Source organism: Dyella sp. 01N448 (assembly GCF_056399225.1).
Window position 1 is genome coordinate 1 of record NZ_JBFTQX010000009.1, and the last position, 16,625, is coordinate 16,625.

The 16,625-nt window shown below is 58.4% G+C and carries 14 protein-coding genes; 5 read left to right on the forward strand and 9 right to left on the reverse strand.

Going from position 1 to position 16,625, the window contains the following annotated elements:
• A partial coding sequence (locus tag AC1DKY_RS15430; protein ID WP_441604652.1) for a hypothetical protein occupies window positions 1-447 on the forward strand: 447 nt, incomplete at its 5' end.
• 197 nt (window positions 448-644) lie between these two features.
• On the opposite strand, the gene AC1DKY_RS15435 is transcribed toward AC1DKY_RS15430, so the two are convergent.
• The gene (locus AC1DKY_RS15435; RefSeq protein ID WP_441604653.1) at window positions 645-1,763 is read right to left on the reverse strand and encodes a class I SAM-dependent methyltransferase; all 1,119 of its coding nucleotides are present in this window, start codon (window positions 1,761-1,763) and stop codon (window positions 645-647) included.
• A 466-nt stretch (window positions 1,764-2,229) separates the two neighbouring features.
• On the opposite strand from AC1DKY_RS15435, the gene AC1DKY_RS15440 reads away from it, so the two are divergent.
• The 4 genes from AC1DKY_RS15440 to AC1DKY_RS15455 all read left to right on the forward strand — a co-directional run bounded on the left by AC1DKY_RS15440 (window position 2,230) and on the right by AC1DKY_RS15455 (window position 6,523).
• Window positions 2,230-4,332: a hypothetical protein gene (locus tag AC1DKY_RS15440; protein ID WP_441604654.1), complete on the forward strand. Its 2,103-nt coding sequence runs from the start codon at window positions 2,230-2,232 to the stop codon at window positions 4,330-4,332.
• A 78-nt stretch (window positions 4,333-4,410) separates the two neighbouring features.
• A complete protein-coding gene (locus AC1DKY_RS15445; RefSeq protein WP_441604655.1) occupies window positions 4,411-4,794 on the forward strand; it encodes a GtrA family protein in 384 nt (127 codons plus the stop codon).
• 266 nt (window positions 4,795-5,060) lie between these two features.
• Entirely contained in the window at window positions 5,061-6,044 is a 984-nt protein-coding gene (locus AC1DKY_RS15450) for a glycosyltransferase family 2 protein (RefSeq protein WP_441604656.1), read from the forward strand.
• A complete protein-coding gene (locus AC1DKY_RS15455; protein WP_441604657.1) occupies window positions 6,041-6,523 on the forward strand; it encodes a hypothetical protein in 483 nt (160 codons plus the stop codon). The genes AC1DKY_RS15450 and AC1DKY_RS15455 overlap by 4 nt, the downstream gene beginning before the upstream one ends.
• Before the next feature lie 75 nt (window positions 6,524-6,598).
• Here the strand turns inward: AC1DKY_RS15455 and AC1DKY_RS15460 are convergent, their stop codons facing one another.
• The 8 genes from AC1DKY_RS15460 to AC1DKY_RS15495 form a co-directional block, all read right to left on the reverse strand.
• A complete protein-coding gene (locus AC1DKY_RS15460; protein ID WP_441604658.1) occupies window positions 6,599-7,204 on the reverse strand; it encodes a D-glycero-alpha-D-manno-heptose-1,7-bisphosphate 7-phosphatase in 606 nt (201 codons plus the stop codon).
• A complete protein-coding gene (locus tag AC1DKY_RS15465; protein WP_441604659.1) occupies window positions 7,201-7,902 on the reverse strand; it encodes a nucleotidyltransferase family protein in 702 nt (233 codons plus the stop codon). Before AC1DKY_RS15465 ends, AC1DKY_RS15460 begins: the two co-directional genes overlap by 4 nt.
• A complete protein-coding gene (locus AC1DKY_RS15470; protein ID WP_441604660.1) occupies window positions 7,889-8,488 on the reverse strand; it encodes a D-sedoheptulose-7-phosphate isomerase in 600 nt (199 codons plus the stop codon). Before AC1DKY_RS15470 ends, AC1DKY_RS15465 begins: the two co-directional genes overlap by 14 nt.
• The gene (locus tag AC1DKY_RS15475) at window positions 8,473-9,504 is read right to left on the reverse strand and encodes a GHMP family kinase ATP-binding protein (protein ID WP_441604661.1); all 1,032 of its coding nucleotides are present in this window, start codon (window positions 9,502-9,504) and stop codon (window positions 8,473-8,475) included. The genes AC1DKY_RS15470 and AC1DKY_RS15475 overlap by 16 nt, the downstream gene beginning before the upstream one ends.
• Before the next feature lie 213 nt (window positions 9,505-9,717).
• Window positions 9,718-13,056 (reverse strand): glycosyltransferase, encoded by a 3,339-nt coding sequence (locus AC1DKY_RS15480; protein ID WP_441604662.1) that lies wholly within the window; start codon window positions 13,054-13,056, stop codon window positions 9,718-9,720.
• A 3-nt stretch (window positions 13,057-13,059) separates the two neighbouring features.
• Window positions 13,060-14,463, reverse strand: coding sequence for an ABC transporter ATP-binding protein (locus AC1DKY_RS15485; RefSeq protein WP_441604663.1), 1,404 nt, complete (start codon window positions 14,461-14,463; stop codon window positions 13,060-13,062).
• A complete protein-coding gene (locus AC1DKY_RS15490) occupies window positions 14,453-15,352 on the reverse strand; it encodes an ABC transporter permease (protein WP_441604664.1) in 900 nt (299 codons plus the stop codon). The genes AC1DKY_RS15485 and AC1DKY_RS15490 overlap by 11 nt, the downstream gene beginning before the upstream one ends.
• Before the next feature lie 23 nt (window positions 15,353-15,375).
• Window positions 15,376-16,554: a cystathionine gamma-synthase gene (locus AC1DKY_RS15495; RefSeq protein ID WP_441604665.1), complete on the reverse strand. Its 1,179-nt coding sequence runs from the start codon at window positions 16,552-16,554 to the stop codon at window positions 15,376-15,378.
• Window positions 16,555-16,625 lie beyond the last annotated feature (71 nt).

Below are 16,625 nucleotides of genomic sequence, written 5' to 3' on the forward strand. Positions count from 1 at the left end.
ACGCCCCGCATGCTGGGCAAACTTGCCGAGGGCCTGGCCGCCGTCGCCGCGCCGGACTCCACCTGGCTGTTCAATACGGGATTGCCGCACTACGTTCGCCAGGAAGATCCGGGCTACCTCGATCCCCGCAAGCGCGGGCATATCGTCTCCTACGGCATCACGGGCTTGCGCCACATCTTCGAGCCCTTCGGATTCTGCATTACGCCCCTGCCCGGGAAGTCGTTCGCGTTCCTGGCGGAATTCCAGCCAACTCAAGGCCAGCAGCAGTTCACCAGCGACCGCTTCTACGCGCCCGTGGAAGCCAATGTGCGACTTCTGCGTGAATCAGAGCTGCTCTATATCGCGGCATTTGAATCCGCGCGCTCGTACTACTATCAGAATGAATCGCTGGAGCGCGCGAAGTGGGCACTCAGCCTTGATAAAGAGCTGAAGCGGAAGTCCGCCTAACCCTGCCACCGCAGCAGCGGAATCCGGATGGGTCACGCAGCCGCGGCACTCGCCGCGGGGCGCGGCTGGTCGGCTGGCCTCGGCATGATTCGCCGCGAGGCCCTTGCATCACTGCCAACGCCTTCAGTGCAGCTCAGCCAGAACTCTGCGGCTCTGGCTGCCTGCTCCATGATCGCTCTTCAAGAGCAAGAAACACGTCAATCGGGCAAGCGCACACTCTGGCGCGGAGAGATGCCTCGCGAATAATGACGCTCCTCGCAGGCCTCCTTGGTCATCGCAGCAACCATGTGCGTTGGCTTCAGCGTACCGGCCCTGAAACCCTCTTCGTCAAAAAAGTGCAGCCTGTCGACGAACGCCTTGTCCCAGTCTCCATTGGCATCGAAATTGTGGCCAAAGGTCCTGTCGATGAACACGTCGACCACGTTCGCGAAACCGATGAAAAGCTCAAAGTCGAAACGCTCGAGCAGGAGTGGCAGCACATCCTGCGCGCGTATCCCTTCGAAGCCCTCATCTGAGCAATCCCAGTTCTCGTACTCTTCCTCATGCCTGCGCAGCAGCTGGTTATAGCGATAAGACTGGGGAAGCTCCTTCCAGAATTCCTGCACTGCCACCATTGCCTCAGGCCAACGCTGGTGGCCATTTCGTCCGATGATGTCGTGCACGGCAAAATAGCCTTTGTCTTTGAGGGCCAGTTTCACCTGGTCGAACAATCCCTCCAGATTCAATACGTGGTGCAGCGATTGATTGGCCATGATGCCCGTGTACTGGCCATCCGCCACCCATCGATTGAAGTCCCCTTCCACAAACTCCAGATGCTCCAGCACGCCCTCGCGCTCCGCCATCTCGCGGCCGCGCTTGAGCATGTGTGGATTGATGTCCAGGCAGCGAATGACGAATCGGGTGAGCCCCATTTCGCGCATGATTTTCGCGATGCGAACTTCTGCGTCGCAGTTACCTACACCGACGCTTAGGAAGACCGGCGATTCGTCGCCACAACGCGTGGCGCTCATGACGAAGTACTTGGCAAAGAACTGATCTGAACTGGTAAGGCCGAACTCTTCGAACATCGGCCTCAGATAATTATGCGACCAATAATGAAAGATCTCGGGAAGAACGTTGATGTCCTCAACATCCTTGTAGATTTCCTTTTCCGCCTCGATCTTCTTGGCGTAGGCGTCATCGTTGTATCCATGCCGGGAGCTCGCAGGATCGAAGGCAGGCTCCGCCGCGCTTGCAGGCGGGAAGGCGCCATCGCGATTCGTCTTGAAAAACGCCCTGATCCCCGGGAGGAAACGCTGGAACTGCGCCATAGCCATATCGCCCTCAATCGTTATGCTGGTCCACCAAGAAGAAACATTTTTCCCCCGAACCCACCGTCCGGGTCACAACCGATCCCATCGACGCTCGCGAAGCCCGGTCTCCGGACCCTGGGCACGCTGACGTGACCTTACCCACCTAATTGCCATGGGTATACGCGACGCCACGTCCTGTTGGCAATAGGCAGCATTGTGAGATGAGCCGCTCAACTCATTCCTGCGAAAGATGACTGATCAGCCAGTGACCTCGCCGCATAATCAGCCTGATTTTTTTACCATCCCATTACAGGCAAAACACACGCCCCCGCTCATTTCCGAGCCAGCAGTTTCTCGGAACCTAGCAGAGCCCGGCCGGTCGATCGAGTGATTTTCCGCCATTACAACACTATACTCATGGTCGCAAATTCATGCCGGTGCTTACTCCCGGCAGCACGGATTTATTCCAGGGAACCAGAGGGATCGACGTTTGTTCAGACAGCACTCGGATAAGCTGGCGCTTTTGTCTGTTCGCGCTCTTTCGTTGAGCGGATTGATTGCCGTTATTTTAGGCCTGTGGCTTACGCAGGTGCTCCAGGGATTGGACGGCCTGGTTACGTTTCATGGTCTACTTATATTGACCGGAATGCTGATACTGGGCGTTCTGCTAAGCCGCGTAGCCAACTGGCCAGTAGCCAACACAGTGCTTCTGCTGGCATTGCTTTTGTTGGTGCATTTTGTCGGTATAGCGCCACTGCTCGCGGCCTTTTTGGTGGCGGCCGCATCCTTGGTAATTGGATCCGTTATTTGCCGAAGCACCGCATGGGGTGACGTGGTAGTTGCCTCCTTGTGCGGTCTCGCCCTACTCGCCGCGGTGGCTGGGTGGCTGCTTCCTTTCCGGGTTCACTACTTTTCCACCTATCTGATCTTCCTTGGCGCAATCGTTTTCCTGGGCCGAAAGCGTCTGATGGGCGTGGCAGGAGGCGCGAGGCGTGGATGGCTGGACGCCGTCAGCGCGGCCCCGTTGCCCGCAGTACTTGGGGCACTGGCGATAGCGATGGCGGCCTTGGCGTTGTGCCCTCCTACGGTCCAGTATGACGACCTGGTCCTGCATCTTTTTATTCCCGAACAGTTGCTGGCTTTTGGCTATTACAAGATCGACGTTGCCAGTCAGGTTTGGAGCGCCGCGCCCTGGGCCTCGGATGTAGTTCAGGGTTACGTCGCGATCCTCGCCGGACACGAAGCGCGCGGCGCGGCAAATCTGATCTGGTTCTGTCTGTCCCTTGCTGGAATCTGGACGCTGGGCGGAGAACTTGGATTGACTCCGCCCTTCCGCTGGATGGCGATTGCGCTGTATGCGTCGCTTCCGACAGTCAGTGCGCTCCACGGAACGATGCAGGCGGACACCGCCATTACCGCGGTAACTGTCGCACTGACCGCCATTGTGGCGCGCATCTCAAATACACGCCGTGCGGCCTTGTTATTTCCTTTCTTCATTATCTCCGGCTTAGCGCTGGCGCTAAAGACAACACAGGCGCTGCTGGTAGTGCCCCTGGCCTTGGTGGCGCTTGCTTACGTTGGCTTTGGACCTTTCTTTCGTCAGCTTGCACGTGGATTCATTCCCGCACTGCTGATATTCGGATCGAGCCATACGTACGCGTGGCTTCTTACAGGAAATCCGCTCTTTCCACTATTCAACGGTTTCTTTAAATCTCCCTACGCCCCACTTCGCAATTTCGATGATCCTCGCTGGCATCACGGCTTTGGCCTGGACACGCTCTGGGCCTTGACCTTCCACACCAATCTTTTTCAGGAAGCGTCGGCTGGCTCGATAGGCTTCTCCCTGCTCGCCCTGAGCGGATGCCTGCTCGCAGCACTGTGCATAGCTCGAGTCAGGTGGATCGCGCTTGCATTGCTGGCTGCGGCGTTGGGGACGTTCGCCGGCATTCAATACGCGCGCTATCTTGTTCCGCTGTTTCCAGCGCTCATCGTCATCGCTCTCGTCGTATGGCAACGCGCCCGCCTGAATTTATTTGGCCAAGCCCTGCTGACCTTTGTCGTGTGGCTTAACATCCTATTTATTCCACTCTCGGTTTACATATACGAGGACGATCTGTACTGGACCATGCTTAGCAACATCAATACGCCGCCGGATGTCGTCAAGGCGGATATCCAGCGCAAATTCGCAATCGAATTGCTGGTTGCCAAACACCTTGATCTAGCATGGCCTGCCGGGTACTCACTGTATTTGGCAGACCCGGGGCGCCCATTTATTGCGCCTTTCGCGGGCCGGGCGTTTGGCAGCGCCTGGTACGACCCGAGCTTTCTGGGCGCCGCCGGACACGCTGACGAGGACGCGTCGGGCAACGCCTGGGCTGCCCTGTTCGAGCGAACCGGCATTTCCCACGTATTGACGACTGGCACAGTCTCACCAGCCCTGCAGTCATCGCTTCAAAGGATGCAAGCAGCGCCCGAATTGACGGAAGGTGACAGCATCCTTTGGCGCATTTGCAAGTTGAACTGCAATAGCGCATCGCATCCGCTGATCGACGCCCGAGATTTCAGCGTAAATGCGATTCGCGCGAAACGATAGGCTTCAAGATGACGTCATTGAAATCGCTGCTCGCTGAGCTTCAACACATTTCGAACCTCTCACTAGAATTCGCAGGCTATGAAGACGCTTAGACAAAGTTTCAGCTACGGCATTGTTGGAGGGCTACAGATTGCTGTGGACTGGACGATCTTTGTCTCACTCTCTGCCCTGGGCATAGAGAGCGGCATTGCGAACGTGGCTGGCCGAGGGTCTGGAGCCATGCTGGGGTTCTGGTTCAACGGCAAGTGGACGTTTTCGAAGGGACCGAGCACTACCCTTCGCTTTGCACATTTGGCGAGATTCCTGACCTTGTGGACAGTGACAACGTTGCTGAGCACTTTAGTGGTGATGGTTGCCGCCAAGAATCAGGGGTTGCACTTTGCGTGGTTGATCAAGCCAATAGCCGACGTACTCCTCGCGGGGCTCGGATTTGGGGTTTCAAAGCTGTGGATCTATCGGTAAGAATGGGGCAAGCCGTAAAGCTCAGCGCACCAGCGGAGCGCCCTTGGTCCAGCCGCCCATTGAGGTAGCGGGCCTGGATTGGGACAGGCGGTCGTGGTCGCACTATGAGGTGGAGCGGCCACAACGGGGATCAGTACCGCTCGTAAAGGCTGGGCACCGGTAACCAGTTGGCGAATATCCATTCGCTTAAAGACATGATGGTGTCCAAGCGACCCTGCGGGGACTCTTGGATGTGCCGTCGGTAGTGGATTTGTATGGATGCTTTCATGGACGCTCAGACACCAAAGATTGCCGTTGTCATTCCTTGCTACCGGGTCGGGAGGCTTGTGCTCGACGTCATCGCCAAGATCGGCAATGAGGTTGGCTGGATCTTTGTCGTTGATGACAAATGCCCCATTAATACTGGCGCGCTGGTTGAGACCGAGTGCAGTGACCCACGCGTCACGGTGATCAAGCATGAGGTCAATCAAGGGGTCGGTGGCGCGACCGTGACTGGCTACAAGGCCGCAATCCACACGCCGGCAAAGATCGTCGTCAAGATCGATGGCGACGGGCAAATGGACCCGGCACTCATTCCGCGCCTGTGTCGCACGATCTCGCGCGGCGCCGTCGACTACATGAAGGGCAATCGCTTCCATCGCATCAGCGATGTGTCCGGCATGCCCGCCATTCGATTGGTTGGCAATGCCAGCCTGTCTTTTCTGACGAAGCTTTCGAGTGGTTACTGGCAACTGTTTGACCCGACGAATGGCTTCACTGCCATTCATCGTGAAATGCTCTTGGAGATAGAGCTCGACCATCTCGCCAAGCGCTACTTCTTTGAGTCTGACCTGCTTTACAACCTCAACCAGCTAAGGGCTGTGGTTGGCGAAATGCCGATGCGCGCCGTCTACAACGACGAGCCATCCAGCCTTAGCCCACTCAAAGTATTGTTCCCATTCTTCAAGGGGAACATGAGAAATTTCTGGCGACGCTTGATATACACGTACTTCGTGCGTAATTTTTCCGTCGCCTCGCTGGAATTGCTTCTGTCCATTCCCCTGATGCTGATAGGCATCGTCTACGGCGTCACGCATTGGGTAGAGGGAATCAAGAGCGGTACGCCAACGGCGCCGGGCGTCGTCATGGCAGCAGCACTGCCACTTATCATTGGTTCGCAATTGCTCCTGTCGTGGCTCAACTACGATGTTTCGGCGCAGCCCACTCAGCCGCTACATCCGCTCCTTGAGCGAAGAGCAGGCTCACCATGAGGATCGGCCTTTGCCTGGCCGGACTCCTGTCGGTTGCGGGCGTTGCCTGTTCTGGCAACTCCGGGCACGCGCGCGGTTCGGAAGTTCCCGGTACGGGCTTGCTAAATGGCACGCCTGAAGGTTTTGAGCTGCCGGGCGTGAAACTCGAGCTAAGTCCGAGCAACCTGCGACTCTGCGATCATCCTGACGGGCGAATGACCGCGACGATAACGTGGGACGCGCGGGCCGCAGGCGTCAAGGATGTAACGATCTGGGTCAGCAGCAACCCTAGGTCGAAAGGGTCGCGCTTCTTTGAAGGGGCCGCAGTGGGCTCAGCCCAGACCGACGCATGGGTCGTCAACAACACGACTTTTCGCCTTAAGGAGAGTGGAAAGCACGGCCGCTTACTGGCCATTGAGAAGATCTCGACAGTGGACTGCCTCGCGCAGGCGCCCGCCACTAGTGCCAACGGGTCTCCGATGGCCTCTGTTCAAAAATAAGTCGTCGCTCAAACAGGCAGCCCCGGGTAGCACGCGAATACGTGCTCCATGGTGGCCCGCGCATAACAAGAGCAGCTATGGACCCTGAGGCTTGGCGCTCGGGCTCAGGAGTGCGTAGGCATTGCCAAAGGGGGATGCGCTGTTCGCATCAATCATGACTGCCCGTCCGACGCCCGCGGCAGACGCGGCCTCCAGGTCGCTCGGCTGATCCCCAACCAGGATCGAATCAGGCAAGGACAAATTGAAGAGCTCTTCCGCCGCGAGAATCATTCCTGGCTGTGGCTTTCGACACTCGCAATTCACCATCCACTGCCCAACTCCTGCCGTCGGATGGTGAGGACAATAGAAGGTGGCCAGCAATGGAACGCCTCTCGATGCGAATTGCTCATGCATCCATCGCGTGTAATCGAGGAATGTCGACTCGGAATAGTAGCCGCGCGCTATGCCGGCCTGATTGGTAACGACGACGCACAGAAATCCAGCCTCCTGCGCCTGTCGGCAGAAGTCAAAAACCCCGGGAACCCACTCGGTCTGATCCGGCCGGTGAACATAACCGTGGTTGACGTTGATAACGCCGTCCCTGTCGAGAAAAAGCGCCTTGCGACGCTTCAGCGAACTATCTTCGACAACCTCACCGGACAGATAGACTCCCGGTCGTGGCACAGCAGCGCCGCCGCTCATGAGTGTCGGAACAACGTCTGCGCCCGCTCGTAGTCCTCGGGCACACCAATGTCGATGAAGTCAGCCGTGGAAGTGAAACCGGTCACGTGACCCTGGGCGGTTTCGGGATGCAGAACGCAGTCTTCGAAGGAATAGGCCTGGTCATCCGGAAGAGCGGCCAGGGCCTGCTCGGAGAGGTAATAGCTCCCGGCATTGATATAGCCTTCGCCACTGCCGCCCTTTTCACGGAACGAGCAAAGCCGGTCACCTTCCAGAACGACAGCCCCATAACGGCCTACATCGGCCACGTGCGCCAGCGCGACGCCCAGTAACCGTCCGCTGGCTTCGACCGCACGTTCCATGGCCGACGGGTCAAAGCGAAGAAACGTATCACCATTGGCTACATGCACGGCCCGACCACGCAGCATCCCGGCGGCAAGTCGTATTGCCCCGCCGGTGCCCAAGCGATCCACTTCATGGGAATAGGCTATGGCCATGCCCTTCCAGGCTGACCCGATCGCGCTTTCCACTTTCTCGGCCATATACCCCGTTGCGAGAATCGTGCGGCGGATGCCGCTAGCCGCCAACTGATCGAGTACATACGCGAGAAAAGGCCGTCCGCACACGGGTGCGAGCGGTTTAGGCAGATCGGGTACAACATCACGAAGCCGGGTGCCGAGTCCCCCGACCAAAACGATGGCTTCTTCAGCCTTTGGCATGCGCGAAGATCTCGTGCTCGATCAGGCCGCAGATCAGGTGGCCGACGAATTCATGCCCCTCCTGCACCTTGGGTGTTTCACCCGAGGGCATACGGAAGCAGACGTCGCACAACTCCGCCATGGCGCCGCCGCCCTGGCCGGTGAATCCGATCACGCGCATGCCGGCAGTACGTGCGGCCTGAATGGCGCGAAGGATGTTTTTCGAGTTGCCCGAAGTCGAGATCGCGAACAGCACATCGCCCTCGCGACCCAGCGCTTCGACCTGACGTGCAAAGACGTAGTCGTAGCCGTAATCGTTACCGATGGCAGTAAGAATGCTCGTGTCCGTCGTCAATGCGATGGCCGGCAAGCCGGGACGGTCGAAGTAGAAGCGACTGACAAGCTCCCCCGCCCAATGCTGAGCGTCCGCCGCGCTGCCGCCATTGCCCGCGAACAGCAGCTTGTTGCCCTGGTTGAGCGCGTCGACCGACACCTGGACGGCCTTGAGGATGAGTTCGTGCAACGACGCGTCGCGCGACATGTGCTGCAGCAGCGCCACGGTCTTGTCGAACTCGGCTTCGATTTTTTCGATCAGATGACTCGCCACGAGGTCGCCCCCTGTTGAGTGAAGTGGAAATCCAGAACGCTGCCGCCCTCTTTGAGCAGGGCGCGCGTCAACTTGATGCGCTGATCCGGTGCGCACAGGAACATCATAAATCCACCGCCTCCCGCACCGGAAACTTTGGCTGCGGTCGCGCCATTTTCGAAAGCAAGCTTCTCCATCCGGTCAATCAACGGATTGCTTACGCTCGTTGCGGTGTTCTTCTTGGCTTCCCAGCCCGCCTGCAGCGTGGAGGCAAGGCCGCGAAGATCGCCCTTGAGCACACACTCTTTCATCTGGACGGCTTCTTGCTTCAAGCGGTGCATGGCGTCAATGGAGGTCTGGTTTTTCTCGCCCACATTGCGTGACTGCTGATCGATGATATCGGCCGATGCCCGGGAAACACCCGTGAAGTACAGCACCAGCGAGGCCTCGAGTTCGGCCCACACCCAGTCTTTCACGCGCAGCGGGTTAACGATCACCCGATCGTTCCCGTAGAACTCCATGAAGTTGAATCCGCCGAAGGTCGCTGCGTACTGGTCCTGCTTTCCGCCGGCCAACCTCAGATCCATGCGTTCAATATCGTAGGCAAGGTGCGCTACTTCGTACTCGCCAAGCGGCAACGCGAAATGCTCCACGAATGCCTGAAGCAATGCGACAACCATGGTCGACGACGATCCAAGGCCCGATCCCGGCGGCGCATCGGAGAAGGTCTGGACACAGAGCGGCGGTTGCTCTCCGCGAAGGAAATCCCGCGACACGCGCGAGTAGACACCCTTCAGGAGCCTGAGGGGGCCGTCGGTGTTGACCTGCTCTTTGGACGTATCGAAAGCTTCCTGGATGTCCACGTCGATGGCGTTGAAGCGAAGCTGTTTGTCGCTCGACTGACCCACCAGGGCGTACGCATAGCGATCGATGGTGACGTTCATGACGTTGCCGCCATAAACATCGCAATAAGGCGACACGTCAGTGCCGCCACCGGCAAGTCCAAGCCTGAGTGGTGCTCGTGCGCGTGTGGTCATGTAGCCTCCTTGGCAGCATGGCGACAAGCCCTGTGCCAACAGGGCGCATCAACCTGGTTCGTTCTCGGAAATTCAGCCCAACGGCCACTCAGGCTGATGGATGCCACACCATCGGGCGTGGCAGACACGTCAACCTGCTGTAAATCATTCAGAATATTCATGGCGCATCTCAGTTTTCAAGCGTTGGGCACTGCCCATCCGCTCCTTGATCCGTCAGCGATTAGCCATCTTCGCGGCAGGCCACTGAACGTCAAGGGACAGGACATCCCATAGGGCCTTCTCCGAGAAGCGGCTCTTCACGAACCGTTGCGACTCACGTGACACCTGGACCCAATGGAGGTCATCCCGCAGGAGTGACACCACGTGATCGGCAAAAATCTCCGCATCATCGCTGGCGGCGAGGAAATGGGACGTTCCCTCCAGGCCCTGAGCGCCGGCCGACGTGGTCACGCACGGCACGCCATAGCGCAGTGCCTCGATCACCTTGCCCTTGAGACCACCGCCAAAACGCAGGGGCGCCACCGCCACCTTGGCGTTCGCGTAGTGGTGATCCAGCTCCTCGTCGCTTACAAACCCCGTGACGGTGATGTCCTCACGGGCAAGCGCCTTCACCTCGTCGGTGGGATTGGAACCAATCAAGTAAAGGTGCACGCCCGGTACGCGCTGCTTGATACGCGGGAGGATCTCCTGCACCAGCCACTTGGCACCGTCGACGTTCGGCGAGTGTGCAAAGCCTGCGACGAAGATCAGATCCTTGCGCTCGCCAAGATTGTTCTCCGGCTGCTCGGGGAACGATTCGAAGGCATATCCCGGCACTGTACGGGCAGGCGTTTCCAATGCATGCGATTGCAGCCAACGCTGCACGTACTCCGTTTCGCCATCAGCCGGGTAATAGATCGTATCGACCTTTGACCAGACCGATTCCTCAAGCGAGGAAAAACGTTCGCGCTCCTTCAGCAATTCGGGAGTCGGCTGGATCTTCAGCTGCTCACCGATGCGCAGATGATGAATGTCGTGGCCGTAGTAAAGGACATTCGCCTTGCTGTGACGACGAATGGGCTCCAGGAACGGACCGGCGACATGCGGGCGACTAACAAGCACACAATCGATGCTTTCACCGTTCTCGCGCATCCATTTGGCAAAGCCGTTCCGGTACTCCACGCCGTAGATCACTTCCACGCCGATCTGCTGCAACTTTTCGCCGTAGGCAGCGTCGTACCAGAGATTCTCCGGCCAGAACTTCACATCGACGCCGTGGTCCCTGAACGTCTTGATGAACTGCCACATGGTGCGCGACCCCGCATCGCGGTCCGGTTGCGGGATGTAGTGGTCGATGATCAGCAAAGTAGGGGTTTTGCCAGTCCGTCCACGGGCCAATTCGACGTGTTCGGCATTGGGGAAATGGTTTGCCTCAAGCGTGGCCTGCCATTTCTTGAAGAACTTTTTCTGGTTCTCGACCTGATAAGCCTTGATGCCGGAGTTCACGTCAGTGCCGTGCGAAACGCCTTCGAAATGGATGACCACCGACTTCGGCTGGTAGTAGAGCTTCAGGCCGTGCGCACGCACCTTGAAGGCAAGGTCTGAATCTTCGCAATAGGCTGGCACATAGATCTCGTCGAACCGACCCAGCGCCTGGAAAAGGTCGTTGCGCAACAGAATCGAAGCGCCCGAACAATAATCGGCTTCACGAACGTAGTTGTAGATGCTGCGCGAAGGATCATCGAGGCGCCCATAGTTCCACGCGCTACCGTCTCTCCAAAGGATGCCGCCGGCCTCCTGCATGCGGCCGTCCGGATACACGAGCTTGGAGCCAACCATGCCGCAGTCGGGAAACGTGTCGAACACCTCGAGCATGGCGTCGAGCCAGCCGGGAGTGACTTGCGTATCGTTATTGAGCAGATAGAGGAATTCGCCCTTGATCAGGGTCGAAGCCCGATTGCACGAGCGAACGAAACCGAGATTAGTCGGATTTTCCTCAAAGCGAAGGCCAGGAACCGATCCAAGCCACTTGATGGCTTCGTCGCCGGAAGCATCCTCGACCACCAGCACCTCATAGGGCACCTTGGGTGGATTTTCCATGATCGAGCGAAGACAGGCACTCGTATAAGCGAGCTGCCCGTAAGCAGGAATCACGATGCTGACAAGAGGGCTGGGGAAGGTCGGAAAAGATAGCCCCGAGATATGTTCAGCCGGCGTCTTTTCCTGTCGCACCTGGTTGACGGCGGGTGCCGTGCGCGGAGCGCGACCTCGCCGGCGTTGCAGCACATCGCGAAAATAACCCACGTCGCCCCGCCCCAAACGGGCAAGCGCCCGCAACGGTCGGGTGATACGCCAGGAATGCGAACCAAGGACGTGCGACATCTGGGTCTGCAAAGCCACCAGTTCGGATTCCAGCGAAGCGGCCCTCAGCTCGGAAGCCTTGCGATCGCGCCGCAGCCGCAAAAGTTCTTCAGTGGAGTTTGTCTGCGTTGCAAGTCTGTTCTGGGCGTCGGAGATCGCTCCAAGCCCTTTACAAAGCTCTACAAGCTCCGCCTCTTCGCGATTCTCCAGTTCCTCGTAAAGCCGCCCCAGAGCAGTTCGCTCGCTCTTGAGATCCTCGACTTCCTTGTTGAGCGATGTCGCCCAGGCGCCAATTTTTCGATGGTCTTCATCCAGTGCGGCATACAACCGTCGGGATGTCCCCAGCTCAGCGTCCAGACCCTGTGCCCAGGCAACCGTATCGTGGTGCTCCTGCACAAGGCTGGCGTAGGTTTGGTTTAGCTGATCGAAATCCTTGCTTACGCGCTGCCCCCAACGAGCTACCTCACGATGGCGCAAGTAAAGATCCTCGCCTTCCGTCATTAACACGGATGGCGTCGACTCCGGTAGTTCCACGTCTTGCGCCGCCGCGACGGCGATGAAGTACACCGGGTCGACCAACTGCGAAGTGCGCGCGACAACCGTGTCGCCCGTATCGGTCAGGGCGGAAATCTCCGGCCTTGCATCCGAATCGTCCATCGGCATGAGCGCGGAGGCCACGGTCATGCGCTGCCCGTAGTAGCGCACACGCGGAAAATGCGCGCGCAGCAGTACGTCCAACTCAGTGAAATCAAGTTCCTTTACATGGAACTCGTTGTGGTGGCCGGCCTTGTCTGAATATACGGGGCGATTGGGCGAGGAAATCACCAGGAAGCCGCCGGGGCGAAGTACACGGCGGATCTCGGTGATCATTTCTTCGTGCTTGTCGTGATGCTCGATCGTCTCGAAGGAGACAACAACATCCACGGAGTGATCCGGCAACGGAATGGCCGCCGCATTTCCTTCCTTGAATTCCAGCCCGGAACGCTCGCCATAGGCTTCGCGCGCATGCGCGACGGCTTCGGCCGAGATGTCCACGCCGATCACCGACGCCGCGTATTGGCTGAGCATGGCGCTGCCATAGCCCTCGCCACACGCGATATCCAGTACGACCTTGTCCTTGACCAACGGGCAACACCAGGCATAGCGATGGAAGTGCTCTTGCCTGATCTCCCCGGCTTCGGTTGGAACAAAACGCTCTCCGGTAAATTCCACAGCTCAACCCTCGATTCGCTGGATCTTGATCGAATGCATAGGTATACCCACCAGGCCGTGCTTCATGGTGCTTTCGCTCGCCCGGAAGGTCAGCGCGTCATGAATCCAGTGCTGCTGGGTGTGGTCGTCCTGAGAACCTGAAGCCAACGCTACATCGATCGAGTAGTCGCCAGTGGGAAGAATGGGCATACGAAAATCGAATTGCGCCCGAAGGACTGTGCCGGCCTGAGCCATCATCGGCGTGCTGCTGTAGGTCAGATAGCTGTTGTCGCCGAACAGCCGTTGCCCAAGGCGATCCTTCACGTAGAAACCGAAAATCGGCGTCTCTACGTCGGCGTTCACCTCGGCATCAATTTGGAGGCTGACCACCTCCCCACCGGTAAACAGCTGGGTATCGGATCCATCGCCGCCAACGAGCTTCGCACCTGAAATGCGCGCCTGCCCCGCGCCGAACTGGTTACCCATGTTCTCGGGATCAAAAGCGAAGACCTTGATGCGGTTGAGACCTTCTTGTCCCTGCAGCACGGCTTGACGAGCGTCCACGACGTCTTCAGGGATCGATGGCGCTGCCGGGCGTCCAATGGACTTCACGCCAGACGTAGAAGCTGGCTTGACGGTGACAGCCTGCCCCCCGGCGAGTCGATCGGCAGCATGCTGTTCAGCCAGGTACCGTTCGACCACATCACGAGTAGAGCCGTCCATCAGCTGGCGTCCCTTGTCCAACCAGATGGCGCGATCGCACAAATTGGTCACTGCGCCCGTATCGTGACTTACGAACAAAAGCGTGCCCCGCTTTTGGAAGTCCCGCAGAAAGCGCATGCACTTCTGGGTAAACCTGACGTCGCCAACGCTCAAGGCCTCATCGATGATGAGGGTGTCCGCATCGACATGAGCGGCAATGGCGAACGCAAGGCGCACGTACATGCCGCTGGAGTACGTCTTGACCGGCTGATGGATGAAATCACCGATGTCGGCAAAGGCCAGGATCGAGTCGAACCGCGCGCGCAACTTGACGTCCGAAATACCGTAGAGAAGCCCACTCAGGTAGACGTTCTCTTCACCCGTAAACTCCGGATTGAAGCCGGCGCCCAACTCGAGCAAGGCGGCAATGCGCCCGTTCGTGCGCACCTCGCCTTCGGTGGGGGTCAACGTACCGCAGACCATTTGCAGCAGGGTCGACTTGCCCGAACCATTGCGTCCGATGATGCCAACCGTTTCACCGCGCCTGACGCTGAAACTCACGTCGCGCAATGCCCAGAATTCGTTGTGGTAGGCAAGATCGTGGCGACCCACCACGCGACCCAGTCGCGGAAGAATCATTTGCTTGAGGCGATCGGCCGGGCGAGCGTAGATATCGTACTTCTTGCCCAGAGACTCCACGGAAATGTTGTGGCTATCAGAGGACATCGGCAAACCCCTTGCGCGTACGTTCAAACCAGCCAAAAGCAAACCAGGCAAAGACACATGCCGCCACGGCGTAACCGCCGAGCAATGACCAGGAGGGCATATGGCCCCACACCAGGACGTCGCGCGACGCCTCGACGATGACGGTCAATGGGTTGAGATAAAGGAGGTTCCGATACTGCTCCGGGATGTACTCCGGCGGATAGAAGATCGGCGCCAGGAACATCAGCATCGCGGTAATGATGCCGATCGCCTGCTTCAGATCGCGCAAGAACACGCCAAGCGAACTAAGCAGCCAGATCATGCCTGCGACAAAAGGAATAAACGGCAGAACCACCAGGGGAAAAAGTATCGCGGTCCAGGGAATGCTGCCGCGCACAAGCAAAGAAAACCCCAACAGGACCACCGTCGAAACGAGCAAGTGAAACAGAGCCGACCCCAGTGTGCTCCAGGAGAGCGTCTCCAGCGGGAACACCACCTTCTTCACGAAGTTGGTGTTTTCCACGATCAAGGTCGGGGCTCGATTGGCACATTCCGCAAACATCGTGTTGATGTTGAGGCCGGCAAAGAGGATGACAGCGAATTCGAACTGCCCCGTGGTCTGCCCCGTCCAGCGCGACTTGAAGATCAGGCCGAACACAAGGGTATAAACCCCCAGCATGAGCAGCGGGTTGAAGAATGACCACAGCAGTCCTATGAAGGACCCGCGATAGCGGCCGATCACATCACGCCGGGCCATTTGCACGACCAGGGGCAGATGACGCAGCAAAGCTTTGTACGGGGAGGCTGGGTCGCTAAGGCGATAGGGTGAAAGCATGCTTATCCAGTGGATCTGAAAAGATGGTGCATCGCCCGGATTTCTGGAACCCGGGCGCTGCGGGACGGCGTCCATGGCGTCTTGCGCTGGAAACGTGCTTACGCCAGGGCTGCGGCCAACTCATTTTGCAGATCACGCAGGTCCTCGACGCCAACCGATAGGCGAATGAGGGAGTCGCTGATCCCCAATCGCTTGCGATTGGCAAGCGGAACGGATGCGTGGGTCATGATGGCCGGATGTTCGATCAGGCTCTCAACACCACCCAACGATTCGGCCAACGCAAACAGGTTGCATCGCTCCAACACCCGGCGAGCCTTCTTCAGGCCGCCCTTCACTTCCACACTGATGATCCCGCCGAACCCGTCCATCTGTCGCTTGGCGAGCTGATGCTGGGGGTGGCTTTTCAGGCCTGGATAAATAACCCGTTCGATCGCCGGATGAGCTTCGAGCCACCGCGCGAGTTCCATGGCGCTTTCGCAATGGGCGCGCATCCTCAGATGCAGCGTCTTGAGACCACGCATGGCGAGGAACGCATCGAAGGGGCCCGAGACGGCGCCCACGGAATTTTGCAGAAAGGCCATTTGCTCGGCGAGTTCCTGCGTTCCCGCCACCACGATGCCGCCGACCATGTCCGAATGACCGTTCAAGTACTTGGTGGCCGAATGGAGCACCAGGTCGGCCCCGTATTCGAGCGGGCGCTGGAGCATGGGCGAGCAGAAGGTGTTGTCCACCACGAGCAGCAGGCCATGCTTCTTGGCGAATGCAGCCAATTTGGCGAGATCGACCAGCTTGAGCATGGGATTGGTGGGCGTTTCGGCCCAGATCATGCGTGTATTGGGCTTCAGCGCAGCCTTCAGGGCCGACGCATCGTTCAAGTCCACAAAGGTGAAATCGAGCCCCGCCGAGCGACGACGAACACGCTCAAACAGCCGGTAAGTACCGCCGTAGAGATCATCCATCGCAATGACATGGCTACCCGAATCGAGCATGTCCAGTACGGTGGCGGCTGCGGCCAGGCCCGATCCAAATGCAAAACCGGCTTTGCCGCCTTCCAGTTCCGCCACGCACCGCTCATAAGCCATGCGCGTGGGATTCTGGGTCCGGGAGTACTCATACCCCTTGTGCTTGCCGGGGCTCTCCTGAACGTAGGTGGAGGTGGCGTAGATGGGCGTCATGATCGCGCCAGTCGTCGGGTCAGGATGTTGCCCTGCGTGTATCGCCAGGGTTCCCAATCCAAACTTCGACTGTTTTGATCCTGCTCTGGTCTTTGTAGCCATAGTTTTAAGCTTCTGTCCCGCCCGAACCGAAAGTTCTACATCTTACCTGTCATGCCTGCGGCAACGTAGGG